Consider the following 15,365-nt stretch of genomic DNA (forward strand, 5'->3'; position numbering starts at 1 on the left):
TGGGCAAAGCGAAGCGTGCCCACCGTGTCGGATCGATGACCGATGGATCGCCGAGTCTCGACGGCGTGGGCACGGCGCTCGCGCCCCTTTGCCCACCCTACGGTCTCGGGCCGCCCGCCTCAGGCGAGCTTGGCGATCTCCTTGGCGGCGTCCTTGCCGAGCACCTCGAACACCTTGGTGACGATGCCCTTCCGGTCGAGGCCGGCGACCCCGTACATGGCCGGCTGGGTGTCGTGGTCGATGTAGCTGTCGGGCAGCACCATCGAGCGCACCTTCAGGCCGCGGTCGAGGAGGCCGTGCTCGGCCAGTGCGTGCAGGCAGAAGCTGCCGAAGCCGCCGATCGAGCCTTCCTCGATGGTGATCAGCACCTCGTGCTCGCGGGCGAGCCGGGCGAGCAGCTCGACGTCGAGCGGCTTGGCGAAGCGCGCGTCGGCGACCGTGGTGGAAAGCCCGAGGGCGGCGAGCTCGTCGGCCGCCTGCAGGCACTCGGCGAGCCGGGTGCCGTAGGAGAACAGCGCCACCTTGTGGCCCTCGCGCACGATGCGGCCCTTGCCGATCGGCAGCGGCGTGCCTTCGAGCGGCATCTCGACGCCGTTGCCCTCGCCGCGCGGGTAGCGCAGCGCGGTCGGGAACTCCTCGCAGGCGACCTGGGTCGCCACCATGTTGACGAGCTCGGCCTCGTCGGCGGCCGCCATCAGCACCATGTTGGGGATGCAGCCGAGATAGGCGATGTCGAACGAGCCCGCATGGGTCGGCCCGTCGGCGCCGACCAGGCCGGCCCGGTCCATGGCGAAGCGCACCGGCAGCTTCTGCAGCGCGACGTCGTGCACGACCTGGTCGTAGGCGCGCTGCAGGAAGGTCGAGTAGATGGCGACGAACGGCTTGTAGCCCTCGGTCGCGAGGCCGGCCGCGAAGGTGACGGCGTGCTGCTCGGCGATGCCGACGTCGAAGCAGCGCTCGGGGAAGAGCTTGCCGAACAGGTCGAGCCCGGTGCCGGACGGCATCGCGGCCGTGATGGCGACGACCTTGGAGTCCTTGCGAGCCTCCTGCACCAGCGCCTCGGCGAACACCTTGGTGTAGGAGGGCGCCTTGGCGTTGGACTTCACCTGGGTGCCGGTCGCGACGTCGAACTTGACGACGCCGTGATACTTGTCGGCGGAGGTCTCGGCCGGCGGGTAGCCCTTGCCCTTCTGGGTGACGCAATGGACCAGGATCGGGCCCTTGCGCTTGGCGTCGCGGACGTTCTTCAGGACGGGCAGCAGGTGGTCGAGATTGTGCCCGTCGATCGGGCCGACATAGTAGAAGCCCAGTTCCTCGAACAGCGTGCCGCCGTGGGTGATCATGTTGCGGGCGAACTCTTCGGCCCGCACCGCCTGCTCGTGCAGGCGCCGCGGCAGATGCTGGGCGAGCTGCTTGCCGATCTCGCGCAGCGACAGATACGGCTTGCCCGACATCAGCCGCGCCAGATAGGCCGACAGCGCGCCGACCGGCGGGGCGATCGACATGTCGTTGTCGTTCAGCACCACGATCAGGTTGGAGTCCATGCCGCCGGCGTTGTTGAGCGCCTCGTAGGCCATGCCGGCCGACATCGAGCCGTCGCCGATCACCGCGACCACGTGATTGTGCTTCGTCTTGTCGAGGTCGCGGGCGACCGCCATGCCCAGTCCGGCCGAGATCGAGGTCGAGGAGTGGGCGGCGCCGAACGGGTCGTAGGGGCTCTCGCTGCGCTTGGTGAAACCCGAAAGACCGCCGCCCTGGCGCAGCGTGCGGATGCGGTCGCGCCGGCCGGTGAGGATCTTGTGCGGATAGGCCTGGTGGCCGACGTCCCAGATCAGCCGGTCGGTCGGGGTGTCGAACACGTAGTGCAGCGCAACCGTCAGCTCGACCACGCCGAGGCTGGAGCCGAGATGGCCGCCGGTCTGGGAGACGGCCGCGATCGTCTCGGCGCGAAGCTCGTCGGCGAGCTGGCGAAGCTCGCTCGTCTCGAGGCGGCGCAGATCCTCGGGAAGGACGACGCGGTCGAGCAGCGGCGTTTGCGACGGCTGGTGCGACGGCTGGGGCAAGGCACTACCTCCCTCGAGGGGTCGACAACGATTTCCTATCAAGGGCTTACACCAGATAGGCCGGTCCGACAAACGGATCGGCGGCAGCGCGCCGCCGGGCGTGAGCACGCTCCCGCCAGAAACCGTTCGACATTATTCAGCGTTCTCTCTCGACAACTTGTCAACTCTGCTTGACGCCCGACCATGTCCTCCGGGAAGCCCATGGCGGGATACGGAAACCCGAAAAACTACCTCAAGCTCTCGCTCGTGTCATGTGCCGCCCGTCATCCGTCGGGGTCGACGGCCCGGTGCGGGCGCTTTGATATCCTTAGTAAGACGACCGGCCGACGGGTTCGCAATGCCGTCGTCGATTCCGAGACCGATGCGCCGGCTCCCGCGGACGATCCTGGCAAAGACGGCCGGCTGGTGGACGGGTTCCATGTCGGACTCGGCCACGACGAGTTCGACCGGATCGCTCGCGGGCGCACCCATCGCCTGGACTTCGACCCCGTCGTGCCGGCCGACCCGTTCGGTCCGGTCGATGTCGCCACGCCTTACGATCTGGTTCCCGACCACGGCATCGACCGGGGGCCATGCGGTGGCCCGCGTCGCCCTGGCGGCCGGGACGGTCGTCGGCCTCGCCCGGTGGTGGGCCGCCCTGCGATCGGCGTGACCCGGGCGATCGGGGCGGTCGCGGTCGGCACGGTCCGGGACGGCGTGCTGCGATCCGTCGGCCGCACGGCCGCACGGCCGCATCGGCACCGACCACACCGAGACGAGCGCGCGCGATCTGTTTCGGCGCTTGTCGTCGAGGCCGACCCGTGGGCCGACATCGGCACGGTGACCCAGACGCGTCCGAAGGCCTGATCGCGCCCGACCGTCATGGCGATCCGGGATCGCCTCACGACTTCGGGGCCGACGCCGGATCGGCGCCGAGCGCGATCCAGGTCAGCACCGCGTCGTGGAAGCGACGCGCCGGGGCGAGGCCGGTGATCTCCTCGAACTGCCGCAGCCGATAGGCGAGCGTGTTGCGGTGGATGCCGAGCGCCGAGGCCGCCGCGCTGGCGTCGAGATTGGCGGCCAGCACGGCCGCGACGGTGTCGCGCAGCGCCGGACGCCTGGCGAAGGCCGCCGCGATGCGGGCGGCGAGCGGCTGCGCCGCCGCGCCGCCGTCACCCGCCATCAGGCGGTCGCGCAGATAGTCGGCGAGCAGCGGCTCCTCCGTCACGGCCCGCACCGGGAGCCGCTTGCCGGCGCGGAGAAGCGCGAAGCGCGCCTGCCGGAACGAGGCCGGGAACCGCCCCGGCGCCGCCCGTCCGCCGACGCCGCCGCGCACTACCAGCCCGGAGCGGTGGGCCAGATCCCGCCGCACCGCATGGACGCGGGCGAGCAGCGCCGCGTCGGGCGGGCCGGAGGAAGCGAACAGCACCGCGACGGCCTTCTCCAGCGTGCCGACGAAATCGGCCGGCCGCAGCGTGCCGCTGTGCCGCAGGTGAGTCTCGCTGTCGGCGAGCGGCATCGCGGCGAGGGTGCCGACCCCCTCGGTCGCCGTCGCGTCGGGAGCGACGCCGGCGTCGGCCGCGAACAGCGCGACGATCCGGGCCGGCTCGACGTCGAAGCCGACCGAGCGGGCGAGCCGGCGCGCGGCCGCCGGCAGCTCGTCGCCCTCGTGCATCAGGAGGAGCTGGGTGAACTCCTCGCGCATCCGCCGCGTCGCGCCGGACTCCCGCTGCAGCGACTCGCGCTCCAGCACCAGCTCGGTGATCATCTTCACCAGCTGGGCGGTCGCGCGCACCTCGGGCGGATCGCCGAACACCCCGACGACGCCGATCGGGCGCTCGCCCTGGAGGATCGGCATGTTGATGCCCTGCAGGGCGCCCGGATAGCGGGCGAGCTCGTCCGCGAAGATCTCGATGGTCTCGCCGTGCTCGATGGCGATACGGGCGCCCATGTGCACGGTGCCGATCCGGTGCGGATGCCCGGAGGCGATAATCTGGCCCCGCAGATCCATAAGATTCACGTTGCGGTGCACGACCGGGATGATGATGTCGACGATCCGCTGGGCGAGGTCGGGGCTGATGTGCATGGTCGCCGCCTTTTGTGCATGACGCACAAAAACGGATTAGCGAGCGCGGGCCTTCGCAGCAAGCTTCCTGTTCGCGCCGCGCGCCGCCGCGCCTATCCTCGAACCGTACTCACCGGCGCAGATCGAGCCTTCGCTCTCCCCCGCCGTGCTTCGTTCCGGAGCACGGAGCGCTGTCCTTCGCCTCCGCGTCAGTCGTCCCGCTGGAGCCTTCGCTGGAAGGACACCATGACAACGGAACTCTATCTGCTGGTGCTCGCCGCCAGCATCGTCCTGCTTCTCGTGCTCACGATCGCGGTGAAGCTGCACCCGTTCGTGGCGCTGGTCACCACCACGGCCTTCGTCGGCTTCGCCACCGGCATGCCGCTCGATCAGATCCTGAAATCGATCGAGGGCGGCATCGGAGGCTTCCTCGGCATGCTGGCGCCCATCCTCGTGCTCGGCGCGATCGTCGGCAAGATGATGGAGGTCTCGGGCGGCGCCGAGCGGCTCGCCCGCGCGCTCATCCGCCTCATGGGCAAGCGCAACACCCACTGGGCCATGATGGTGGTCGGCTACATCTGCGGCATCCCGGTGTTCTTCCAGGTCGGCATCGTGCTCCTGATGCCGCTTCTGTTCAGTGTCGCGCGGGCCGCCGGCATGTCGCTCGTGATGGTCGGCCTGCCGATGATCATCGGCCTGTTCACGGTCCATTGCGTGGTGCCGCCGCACCCGGCCGCGACCGCCGTGGCCGTCGCCCTGCACGCCGATCTCGGCAAGGTGATCCTCTACGGCCTGATCGTCGGCCTGCCGGCGGCCGCGGTCGCCGGCCCGATCTTCGGTCGGATGATCGGCGACAAGTTCACGCTGCAGCCGCCCGAGCGGCTCAAGCAGATCGCCGCCCTGCCGGACGAGGCGCTGCCCCGCCTGGACGTCACGCTGATCACCATCCTGTGCCCGCTGATCCTGATGATCAGCAAGACCGTGTTCGAGATGGCGCTCGGACCGAAGCACCCGATCATGCCGATCGTGAGCTTCGTCGGCCAGCCGATCACGGCGCTGTTCATCGCCGCGATCCTGTCCTACTTCACGCTCGGGCTGGCCCGCGGCCGTACCATGACGTCGCTGCGCGAGTTCAGCGAGCAGGCGATCGGGCCGATGGCCGCCATCCTGGTCATCATCGGGGCGAGCGGCGCCTTCAACAAGGTGCTGATGGACTCCGGCATCGGCGCCGCCCTAAAGGTGGTGCTGACCGCCTGGCAGATCGACCCCTATCTGCTCGCCTGGGGCACGGCGCTGATCATGCACATCGCCATCGGCGGCGCGACCATCGCGATGCTCACGACCGTCGGCCTGATCCTGCCGATCCTGCCGCTCTATCCGGGCGTCGACCCGGCGCTCGTCGCGGTCGCCATCGGCATCGGCACGATCGGCTTCTCGCACGTCAACGATCCGGGCTTCTGGTTCGTCAAGGAGTACTTCGGGCTGTCGATGCCCGACATGTTCAAGACCTACACGGCGTCGACCGTCATCGCCGCCTTCGTCGGACTGGCCGCCCTGATGGCCTTCCGGTTCGCCATCGGCGCTTGAGAGGAGAACTCCCATGAAAGTCACGGTCGCGATGGACAACAACGTCCCGATCAGCGCGCCGCTGCCGCTCACGGCCGAGCACGGCGCCGCCTTCCTGATCGAGGTCGACGGCAAGACGATCCTCTACGACACCGGCCAGACCGGCGCCGTGACGGGCAACATCGCGCTGCTCGGCAAGCACCCGCAGACGCTCGACACGGTGGTGATCAGCCATGGCCATTACGACCATGTCGGCGGGCTCGTGCGGGTGCTGCAGGAGGCCCGCAAGGACGTCGAGGTGGTGATGCACGCCAAAGTGTTCGGCGATCGATACTCGGTCGCGGGCGGCCGGCGACGGCCGATCGGCGTGCCCTATCCGGAGGACTATCTGCGCTCGCTCGGCGGCGTCTGGGATCTGCGCGAGACGCCGCGCCGGCTCACCCCGCATCTGTGGTTCTCCGGGACGGTGCCGCGCGTCACCGACTTCGAGTTCGGCGACACCTGGCTGGTGCTGCGCGGCGAGGCGGGCGACGTGCAGGATCCGATCGAGGACGACGCCGTGCTCTACTGCGAGGGCGAACGCGGCCTGATCGTGATCGGCGGCTGCAGCCATTCCGGGCTCGTCAACATCGTCAGGCACGGCTTCGCCGTGACCGGGCTCGACCGACTGCAGGGCTTCGTCGGCGGCACCCATCTCGGCCCGGTCTCGCAGGATCAGCAGGACAAGACGATCGCGCAGCTCGTCGCCTGGAATCCGGAGTTCGTCGCCGCCAATCACTGCACCGGATTCGCCATGATGGCGCGCCTGAAGGAGGCGTTCGGCCAGCGCTTCATCCCGGCCTTCGTGGGCGAGTCGATCACCACGAGCTGAAACCGGGTGCCCTTCGCCGCGCCCGTCGTGCGTCGTCGATGGCTTCGCAAGCCTTGGTCGTCCCGGGGCGGCGCGCAAGCGCCGAGCCCGGGCCCCAACCCCGGTCTGTCGTGAGATCCCGGGCAGTTCTGCAAAGGCCCGTCGTCACTCCGGCAGCGGGATGAACTCGCTCTCGCCCGGCACGGCGGCGAAGCGGCCGGCCTTCCAATCGGCCTTGGCGGCCTCGATGCGGTCCTTCCGTGACGAGACGAAGTTCCACCAGATGTAGCGCGGCCCGTCCAGCGGTGCGCCGCCGAGGATCGCGAGCCGCACCGGCGTCAGCGCCGTCACGGTGATGCGGTCGCCGGGTCGGAAGACGAGCAGCCGCCCGGCCTCGAAGCGGTCGCCGGCGATGTCGATCGCGCCCGACACCAGATAGATGGCGCGCTCCTCCGCGGCGGGGTCGAGCGGCAGCAGCGCGCCGGTCTCCATCGTCACGTCGGCGAACAGAGTCTCGGATGCGGTCGCGAGCGGCGAGGTGCGGCCGAACAGCGTGCCGGCGACGACGCGCACGCGCTTGCCTTCGGCCGTCTCGACCGGCAGCGCGGCGACGTCGTGATGCATGAAAGCCGGCGCGCTCTCCTCGCGGGCAGCCGGCAACGCCACCCAGCATTGCAGCCCGTGCAGCGGCTCGCCGCCGCCGCGGTGGTCGGCCGCGGTGCGCTCGGAATGGGCGATGCCCGAGCCGGCGCTCATCCAGTTGACGGCGCCGGGGCGGATCGCCTGGGCGGTGCCTAGACTGTCGCGATGGACGATCTCGCCCTCGAACAGATACGTCACGGTGGCGAGGCCGATATGCGGATGCGGCCGCACGTCGAGCCCGTCACCCGCCTTGAACTCGGCCGGTCCCATCTCGTCGAGGAAGACGAACGGGCCGACCATCCGGCGGCGCGCCGAGGGCAGCGCCCGGCGCACCGCGAAGCCGCCGATGTCGCTGGTGCGCGGCACGATCACGTGCGCGATGGCGTCGCACGCGAAGGCGTCGCCTTGGGCGGGGTCGTTCGCCGGGAAGAAGCTCATCCGGGCCTCCGGGGGTACGAGGCGGTATTATGCGAGGCGTCGGGCCCGACGCGGGCGGATCATCCGACGTCGAGCGGCTCGGTGCCCTTCGGCTTGCCGGCGGCGTCGAGCGTGATCTTCTGCACGCGCGCCTCGGCCTGGGTCAGCAGTTCCTCGCAGCGGCGCTTCAGGCTCTCGCCGCGCTCGTAGATCGCGACCGATTCCTCCAGCGGCACGTTGCCGCTCTCCAGGCGCTCGACGATGCTCTCGAGCTCTTCGAGCGCGCGCTCGAAGGCGAGCGTCGCGACCTCGGCTTGCTTCTTCTCGGCCATCCTGTCCGTCGACTCCGGTTGTCTCGGGCCGCAGAAGAGCCCGGCGCGGGGCATTTGTCCACCGCCGGCGGCGCTACGTCGTGGGCATGCTCGCCGGGATCGAGGCGTCGGCGGTGCGCGGCTCGGCGTGGCCGATGGCGCGGCGAATCTCGGGGAAGCGCCGGCGCAGGTCGCGCTCCAGCGCGTCGACCGCCTCGTGGACGTCGATGACGCTGCGGGCCGGATCGATGTGGCAGTGGAACACCACGATCTCGCCCTCGGAGGTCTCGCGCACCCGCACGTCGTGGACGTTGCGCAGCGCCTCGTGCTCGCGGACGAGGTCGGCGAGCGCGCGCGACAGCGCGGCGACCCGCTCGGCCGTCGCGTCGCGGCCCGGGATGTTGGGCGCCTGCAGCGGCTCGATATGGGTCTCGACCTCGACCGAGGGGCCGAGCTCGGCGGCGACGGCGTCCTCGAGCGCGCTGGCGATCTCGTGGGCGGCGCCCATCGGCATGTCACCGTCGACCTCGATGTCGAGCGCGACCGCGAGCCGCTCGCCGATCGCCTGCACGGTGAGGTGATGGACGGCGAGTCCGCGGTTGCGGGCGATCACCATGATGCGCTCCTGCACCGACTCGTCGTCGAGCGCCACCGGCGTGGTCGTGATCGTCACGTCGGCGTCGGCGTCGCCGAGCGTCGCCGCGATGGCGTCCTGCAGCACGCCCTTGAGGGCGGCGACGCGATCGAGCGGCAGGGTGCGCGGCACCGCGATCGCGAGATCGACGAAATGCCGCGGCCCGACGGTGCGGACCCGCAGCCGCTCGACCCGCACGACGCCGGCGACGCCGGAGACGACGCGCGACACCCGGTCGCGCACGCCGGGCGGGGCGGCGTCCATCAGCGCCTCGATGGTGCGGCGGCTCATGCGCAGGCCGAGTGCCGCGATGATGACGGCGACGACGAGCGCGGCCGCCGCGTCGCCCCAGCCGTAGCCCCAGGCGGACAGCCCGAGCCCGACGACGACGGCGACCGAGCCGTACATGTCGGAGGCGAAGTGGAGCGAGTCGGCCTCCAGGGCCTGGCTGCCGGTCTCGCGCGCCGTCTTCTTCAGCACGTGGGCGCGCCAGCCGTTGACCCCCATCTCGACCGCCAACACGGCGAAGGGCAGGAGCGAGAAGGTCGGCGCGCTGCCGCCCTCGCGCAGGCGCTGCACGGCCTCCACGGCGACGCCGCCGGCGAGCAGGAACAGGAGCGCCGTCTCGGCGAGCGCGGCGAGGCTTTCCACCTTGCCGTGGCCGTAGTGATGGCTGGCGTCCGGCGGCTTGTCGGAGACCCGGACCGCGTACCAGGTGACGAGTGTGGCGCCGAGATCGATCAGGCTGTGCAGGGCGTCGGAGATCAGCGCGAGGCTGCCGATCGCGACGCCGATGACGAACTTGGCGCAGGCGAGCGTGCCGCTCGCGGCGACCGAGACGGCGGCCACCCGCTCCTTCTTGCTCAGCATGGTCGCGGTCGCTTCCCCGTCGTCGCGACGGCCCGCACCTTCGCGCCGAAGGTCGCACCGTGCAGAATGCCCGTACCCGCCGGTCGGGTGCGCGGCCCGATCGCGCACACCAGGATAGCCGATCGCGGTCGGGCATTCACGGCGGCCGCCACCACCCGCCGGACCGTCGGTGGGACCTCGGATCGAGACGACGCCCCGGCCGGGTGGGGCGGCCGCCCCGCGGACCTGTCGCCGCCAATTGCGGCATCAACGTGCCGCAGCGCAGCAGAGCCGACGATTTCTCACAGCGTCGGATGTCTCAAAGCATCTCCAGCGCCGTCTTGCGAACCGGTGGCGGGAAGGCGCGATCGAGCGCTTCGAGATCCTGGGCGTCGAGCGCAAGATCCAGGGCGCCGCGATTCTCGCGCACATGCGCCGGGTCGCCGGCGCGCGGGATGGCGATCGTGCCGGGCCGGCGCAGCGCGAAGGCGAGCGCCACCTGGGCCGGCGTCGCGCCGTGGCGGGCCGCGATCGCGACGAGCGCGCGGTGCTTCAGGACGCGGCCCTGCTCGATCGGCGAGTAGGCCATCACCGGGATCTTGTGCCGCTCGCACCAGGGCAGGAGATCGAACTCGATGCCGCGCCGGGTCGGGTTGTAGAGCACCTGATTGGTCGCCACCGCGCCGCCGCCGGGCGCGGCGAAAAGCGCCTCCATGTCGTCGGTGTCGAGATTGCTGACGCCCCAGTGGCGGATTTTTCCGGCACGCTGCAGGGTCTCGAACGCTGCGATCGTCTCCTCGAACGGCACGCCGCCGCGCCAGTGCAGCAGATAGAGGTCGATGCGGTCGGTCGAAAGCCGCTTCAGGCTCGCCTCGCAGGCCTTCACGGTGCCGGTGCGCGAGGCATTGCCGGGCAAGACCTTGTCGACCACGAAGACGGCGTCGCGGCGGCCCGCGACGGCGCGGGCCACGACCTCCTCGGCGCCGCCGTCGGCATACATCTCGGCGGTGTCGATCAGCGTCATGCCGAGATCGATGCCGAGCTGCAGCGCGGCGACCTCCTGTGCCGGCGAGCGCAGGCCTTCGCCCATCCCCCAGGTGCCGAGCCCGAGCACCGGCACGGCCTCGCCGGAGGGCAGACGGGTGGTCGGAACGGCGGAGAGAGGCGGGGAGGAGGTGCGCATGGGGGACTCACGGTGGCGGGCGAGGAGGCGGCTGCCCGTTCCTAACGCGCGAAGACGGCTACGGCCAAGACGCTGCGCCGCACGTCCGGGCTGCGGCCGGTTCGATCCGCGCCAGGGGTCGATCAGCCGATCGCCCGCCGCCATTGCGTTCGCGGCTCCGCGGCGGCAAGGAGGGGCGGCATTTCGGAAAGGCAATCGCGATGGACCGCCGCTCGCTTCCCCACACCGATCTCACCGTCTCTCGCCTGTGCTTCGGCACCATGACGTTCGGCAAGCCGGTCGATCAGCCGACCGCCGACCGCATGGTGGCGCGCTGCCTCGACGCGGGGATCGACTTCTTCGACACCGCGAACGCCTATCAGCTCGGCGGTGCCGAGGAGATCCTCGGGCGGGCGCTGGGCGCGCGGCGCAAGGACGTGGTGCTCGCCACCAAGGTGCAGCACAAGATGGGCGAGGGCGCCGACCAGCAGGGGCTGTCGCGCGCCGCCATCCTGCGCCAGATCGACGAGAGCCTGACGCGGCTCGGCACCGATTGGGTGGACCTCTACTACCTGCACCAGCCCGACCCGAGCGTGCCGATCGAGGAGAGCCTCGCGGCCATGCAGGAGCTGGTGACGGCCGGCAAGGTGCGGTACGTGGCGACCTCGAACTACGCGGCCTGGCAGGTCTGCGAGATGTTCTGGCTGTCGGAGAGGAACGGCTGGCGGCCGCCGGCCGTGTCGCAGCCGATGTACTCGCTGGTCGCGCGCGGCATCGAGCAGGAGTACCTGCCGATGGCCAAGCGCCTCGGCGTGTCGAGCTTCGTCTACAACCCGCTCGCCGGCGGCCTGCTCACCGGCAAGCACGACCCCGCCGCCGTCACGGCGGGCGGCCGCTTCGACGCGGCGTTCTGGGGCAAGTCGCTCTATGCCGATCGCTACTGGCACCCGCGCACCTTCGAGGCGGTGGAGCGTCTGAAGGCGATCGCCGCGGAGGCCGGCCGCTCGCTGGTGAGCCTCGCCTTCGCCTGGGTGCTGCACCACACCGCCGCCGACGGCCTGATTCTCGGCGCCTCGCGTCCCGAGCAGCTCGACCAGAACCTCGCCGCCTGCCGTGAGGGGCCGCTGAGCCCCGAGACCGTCGCGGCCTGCGATGCCGTGTGGGAGGCCTTCCGCGGGCCGGTGCCGGTCTACAATCGCTGAGCCGCGGCGGTCCGGACGGCGTTGCCGGTCGGGCCGGGCCGCCGTGCCGGCCCGATCGAAATCCGATCAGAACGAGCCGAACAGCGTGCCGAGCCCGATCACGGCGGCGAGCGCCACGATGGCGCCGACGACCGCGACCATGACGATGTCGAGATAGCCCTCGCGGTGCGTGGTGCCGCAGACGGCGAGCAGCGTCACCACGGCGCCGTTGTGGGGCAGGCTGTCGAGCGTGCCGGCGCCGATCACGGCGACCCGGTGAAGCAGCGCCGGGTCGATGCCCTGCACGGCGGCGAGGCCCAGATAGACGGCGCCCAGCGCATCGAGCGCGATCGTCATGCCGCCCGAGGCCGAGCCGGTCAGCGCCGCCAGGATGTTGGTCGAGACGGCGAGCGACACCAGCGGGCCGCCCTCGATCGACAGCACCCAGTCGCGAACCACCTCGAAGGCCGGGAGCGCGGCGACCACGGCCCCGAAGCCGACCAGGCTCGCGACGCTGACGGCCGGCAGCACCGAGGCGTTGACGCCGGCGTCGATGCTGGCGCGCGGCGTCGCGAGGCGCTTCGGATTGAGCACCAGCACCGTGACGATCGCGGCGGCGAGCGCGACGACGACCGACCACACACCGCCGACCGCGGCGAGCGAGGTCTCGCCCCAACGTGGCTCGGCCAGGAACGCGGTGTCGAGCCGCGGCAGCACGACGAGCGACATCACCAGATTGACCACGACCACCACGACCAACGGCGCGAAGGCGACGGCGGTGGGAGGTCCGGCGACGGCGCGGTCGCCGCGCGGCGCCTCGATCGGATCGAAGCCCTGCGCCACCGTGGCCCGCTCGCGCACCGTCGCGTCCGCGGCGGCGCCCTCGACATCCGCCATCAGGCCGGGGCCGAAGCCCTCGCCGCGGCGCCGTGCGCGCGCCTCGGCAAAGGCGAGCCAGCCGAGCCCGAAGGCGAGCATGACGAGCGACGCGACGATGCCGAGACCGGGCGCCGCGAACGGCGTGGTGCCGAAGAACGGCATCGGGATGGCGTTCTGGATCGCCGGGGTACCGGGCAGCGCCGACATCGTGAACGTGGAGGTGCCGAGCGCGATCGCGGCCGGCATCAGCCGGCGCGGAATGTCGGCGGCGCGGAACAGCGCCTCGGCCATCGGCGCCAGCACGAAGAAGGCGACGAACAGGCTGACGCCGCCATAGGTGACGATGGCGCCGGCGACGACCACGGCCATGACGGCGCGGCGCGGACCCAGCGTCCGCGTCATCGCCTCGGCGATCGCGCTCACCGAGCCGGTGTCCTCCATCAGCTTGCCGAACAGCGCGCCGAGCAGGAAGATCGGGAAGAACTGCATGAGGAAGCGCGACGCGCTGCCCATGAAGGTCTGGGTCCAGTGGGCGAGCAGCGGCTCGCTGGCGAAGGCCGCGGCGACCAGCGCGGCGAGCGGCGCGAGCAGCAGCACGCTCCAGCCGCGATAGGCCAGCCCGATCAGGAGCGCGAGGCCGACGAGAATTCCGGCGAGCCCGAGCATCGGATCAGGGTCCGGCGAGGAGCGCGTCGAGATCGTAGGTCGAGCGCTCGCCGAGCGCCGCGGCGTTCTCGCTCAGGAACGTCTCGGCGGCGGCGCGGCCGAGATCGCGCAGCTTGCAGAAGAAGCCCCATTCGGCGAGCAGCTTGGAGGAGGCGGAGAGCTCCGCCATCGCGGCCGAGGCGATGCGATGGATGCGCATGCGGGCCCACTGCGCACCCTCGCAATTGCCGGCGTCGGCGACCTGGCGCAGCAGCGCGATCATGCGCAGCTCCTTCAGCAGCACACCGTTGAACGACACCTCGTTGAGCCGGTTGAGGATGTCGCGCGCGGAGCGCGGCGTGCCGAGGCGCTCGATCGGGTTGATCTGCACGATGATCGTGTCGTGCGAGCGGCACTCGCGGACCAGCGGCGTGATGGTCGGATTGCCCGAATAGCCGCCGTCCCAATAGGCCTCGCCGTCGATCTCGACCGACTGGAACATGGTCGGCAGGCAGGCCGAGGCGAGCAGCACGTCGGGGGTGATCTCGTCGTTGCGGAAGACGCGGCCCTGGCCGGTGCGCACGCTCGTCGCCGTGACGAACAGCTTGATCGGTGCCTGCGAGAGACGCGCGAAATCGACATGCTTCTCGAGAATCGCGGCGAGCGGGTTGGCCCCGGCCACCAGATCGTAGGGCGAGACCAGGCGGGCCATCAGGTCCATGATCACGTAGAGGGGCGAGTTGTCGAGCGTCCAGCGGCCGAGCATCAGGTCGAGCGGCGTGCGCTGGAACGGGCTGAAGCGCGCCCCGTCCGACACGCTGCGCCAGAACGATTCCAGCGCCGCCCGGGCGCCCTCGCGCCCGCCGGCCGCGAAGCCGTCGACCAGCACGGCGGCGTTCATGGCGCCGGCCGAGGTGCCGGAGACGCCGTCGATCTCGAGCCAGGGCTCCTCCAGCAGGCGGTCGAGGACGCCCCAGGTGAAGGCACCGTGGGCGCCGCCACCCTGCAGGGCGAGATCGACGAGAGCGGGCGAGCGGTCGATCGTCATGGGCACCTCGCTGTCACTTTCTCGCTGTCACCTATTCGTGTCGTCGTCTCACGTCGTCGTCTCACGTCGTCATCTCACGTCGCCGTCTCACGTCGTCGTCTCATCTCGTCGTCCCGCGGATCGCCATCGGGACCGCTCTGGCCGACGGCAGGTTCTTTCGTCGATCGGGCTCCGGTGCGCTGCAGCATCGCCGCATCGTGCGACGTTTGCAAGAAGCCGGACCGAATCGAGGGGGCATCGTCGCGACGTCGCCGCGGGCCGCGCCGGCCGGCGTGCCGCATCGCCGTCGGAGCTAGTCTTCGTTCTCACTACTTACGACGAACGACGGTGTCTTGCTCGCGCAGCGACAGCGATCATAATGATCGATAACGATCGATCGCCGAGCGCCGTCCTGATCACGGCATCCATGCGATCGTCTCGGTGCATCTCGGTGCATCGTGAACCAGAAGAAGCCTGCAGAGGGAGCGTCTCATGGGCATGCGGCTCACCGCGGGCGACCGCGGGGCCTACACGAACGTGTCGACCGGCCGGCTTCCGGACCCGGACCAGGTGCGAGCCCTGGTCGGCGAGGCCCATGCCCTGTTCAGGGAAGACCGCGAGGGCGAGGTCTCGCAGGTCTATCCGGCGCTGGCGCGCGTCGCTCCCGACCTGTTCGGGATCTGTGTCGTCGGCACCGGCGGCAACGTCCATGCCGTCGGCGACACCGAGGTGCCGTTCTCGATCATGAGCGTGTCGAAGCCGTTCGTCTTCGCCCTCGTGTGCGAGGTGATCGGCCCGGCGCGGGCGCGCGAGAGGCTCGGCGCCAACAGCACCGGCCTGCCGTTCAACTCGGCCGCCGCGGTGGAGTGGAGTCCCGACGGGCGCACCAATCCGATGGTCAATGCCGGCGCGATCGCGACGAAGGCCGCCCCGACGTGCAGATCGACCTGGTCGGTGTCGTTCTCGCCGCCGCCGCGATCGTGTCGATCAGCTTCGGGTTCAACAATCTCAACCGCTGGGGCCTGGCGGTCGCCACGCCCAACGCGCCGTTCGATCTCGCCGGCTTCTCCCCGGCCCCGGTGCTGATCGTCGTCG

Annotated in this window: 13 protein-coding genes; 5 read left to right on the plus strand and 8 right to left on the minus strand. The window is 70.7% G+C overall.

The window, feature by feature from the left end; genetic code table 11:
* Positions 1-119: 119 nt before the first annotated feature.
* Positions 120-2,063, minus strand: coding sequence for a 1-deoxy-D-xylulose-5-phosphate synthase (dxs, locus tag ACFSOX_RS14990; RefSeq protein ID WP_378478617.1), 1,944 nt, complete (start codon positions 2,061-2,063; stop codon positions 120-122).
* A 201-nt stretch (positions 2,064-2,264) separates the two neighbouring features.
* On the opposite strand from dxs, the gene ACFSOX_RS14995 reads away from it, so the two are divergent.
* Positions 2,265-2,909, plus strand: a complete 645-nt coding sequence (locus ACFSOX_RS14995) for a Ku family protein (protein ID WP_378478618.1) — start codon at positions 2,265-2,267, stop codon at positions 2,907-2,909.
* 34 nt (positions 2,910-2,943) lie between these two features.
* On the opposite strand, the gene ACFSOX_RS15000 is transcribed toward ACFSOX_RS14995, so the two are convergent.
* Positions 2,944-4,128 carry a CdaR family transcriptional regulator gene (locus ACFSOX_RS15000; RefSeq protein WP_378478619.1) on the minus strand — a complete coding sequence of 395 codons (1,185 nt, stop codon included), beginning with the start codon at positions 4,126-4,128 and terminating at the stop codon, positions 2,944-2,946.
* A 225-nt stretch (positions 4,129-4,353) separates the two neighbouring features.
* Here ACFSOX_RS15000 and ACFSOX_RS15005 point away from each other — a divergent pair, with 225 nt between their 5' ends.
* Together ACFSOX_RS15005 and ACFSOX_RS15010 are read left to right on the plus strand one after the other, a co-directional pair.
* Complete coding sequence (locus tag ACFSOX_RS15005; RefSeq protein WP_378478620.1) at positions 4,354-5,694, plus strand: GntT/GntP/DsdX family permease; 1,341 nt, start codon at positions 4,354-4,356, stop codon at positions 5,692-5,694.
* A 13-nt stretch (positions 5,695-5,707) separates the two neighbouring features.
* A complete protein-coding gene (locus ACFSOX_RS15010) occupies positions 5,708-6,544 on the plus strand; it encodes an MBL fold metallo-hydrolase (RefSeq protein ID WP_378478621.1) in 837 nt (278 codons plus the stop codon).
* A 144-nt stretch (positions 6,545-6,688) separates the two neighbouring features.
* Here the strand turns inward: ACFSOX_RS15010 and ACFSOX_RS15015 are convergent, their stop codons facing one another.
* The 4 genes from ACFSOX_RS15015 to ACFSOX_RS15030 form a co-directional block, all read right to left on the minus strand.
* The gene (locus ACFSOX_RS15015; RefSeq protein WP_378478622.1) at positions 6,689-7,603 is read right to left on the minus strand and encodes a pirin family protein; all 915 of its coding nucleotides are present in this window, start codon (positions 7,601-7,603) and stop codon (positions 6,689-6,691) included.
* Between the two features lie 59 nt (positions 7,604-7,662).
* Positions 7,663-7,914 carry an exodeoxyribonuclease VII small subunit gene (locus ACFSOX_RS15020; protein ID WP_378478623.1) on the minus strand — a complete coding sequence of 84 codons (252 nt, stop codon included), beginning with the start codon at positions 7,912-7,914 and terminating at the stop codon, positions 7,663-7,665.
* Positions 7,915-7,987: 73 nt separating this feature from the next.
* Positions 7,988-9,397, minus strand: coding sequence for a cation-efflux pump (locus ACFSOX_RS15025; RefSeq protein WP_378478624.1), 1,410 nt, complete (start codon positions 9,395-9,397; stop codon positions 7,988-7,990).
* Positions 9,398-9,695: 298 nt separating this feature from the next.
* Positions 9,696-10,559, minus strand: coding sequence for an aldo/keto reductase (locus ACFSOX_RS15030; protein ID WP_378478625.1), 864 nt, complete (start codon positions 10,557-10,559; stop codon positions 9,696-9,698).
* Between the two features lie 200 nt (positions 10,560-10,759).
* On the opposite strand from ACFSOX_RS15030, the gene ACFSOX_RS15035 reads away from it, so the two are divergent.
* On the plus strand, positions 10,760-11,740 hold the full coding sequence (locus ACFSOX_RS15035) for an aldo/keto reductase (protein ID WP_378478626.1): 981 nt from the start codon (positions 10,760-10,762) through the stop codon (positions 11,738-11,740).
* A gap of 66 nt (positions 11,741-11,806) precedes the next feature.
* On the opposite strand, the gene ACFSOX_RS15040 is transcribed toward ACFSOX_RS15035, so the two are convergent.
* Together ACFSOX_RS15040 and ACFSOX_RS15045 are read right to left on the minus strand one after the other, a co-directional pair.
* Positions 11,807-13,264, minus strand: coding sequence for a GntP family permease (locus ACFSOX_RS15040; RefSeq protein WP_378478627.1), 1,458 nt, complete (start codon positions 13,262-13,264; stop codon positions 11,807-11,809).
* A gap of 4 nt (positions 13,265-13,268) precedes the next feature.
* Positions 13,269-14,291, minus strand: coding sequence for a patatin-like phospholipase family protein (locus tag ACFSOX_RS15045; protein WP_378478628.1), 1,023 nt, complete (start codon positions 14,289-14,291; stop codon positions 13,269-13,271).
* 471 nt (positions 14,292-14,762) lie between these two features.
* On the opposite strand from ACFSOX_RS15045, the gene ACFSOX_RS15050 reads away from it, so the two are divergent.
* A complete protein-coding gene (locus tag ACFSOX_RS15050; protein ID WP_378478629.1) occupies positions 14,763-15,356 on the plus strand; it encodes a glutaminase in 594 nt (197 codons plus the stop codon).
* Positions 15,357-15,365 lie beyond the last annotated feature (9 nt).

The organism is Rhodoplanes azumiensis (assembly GCF_042682915.1).
GTDB lineage: Bacteria > Pseudomonadota > Alphaproteobacteria > Rhizobiales > Xanthobacteraceae > Rhodoplanes > Rhodoplanes azumiensis.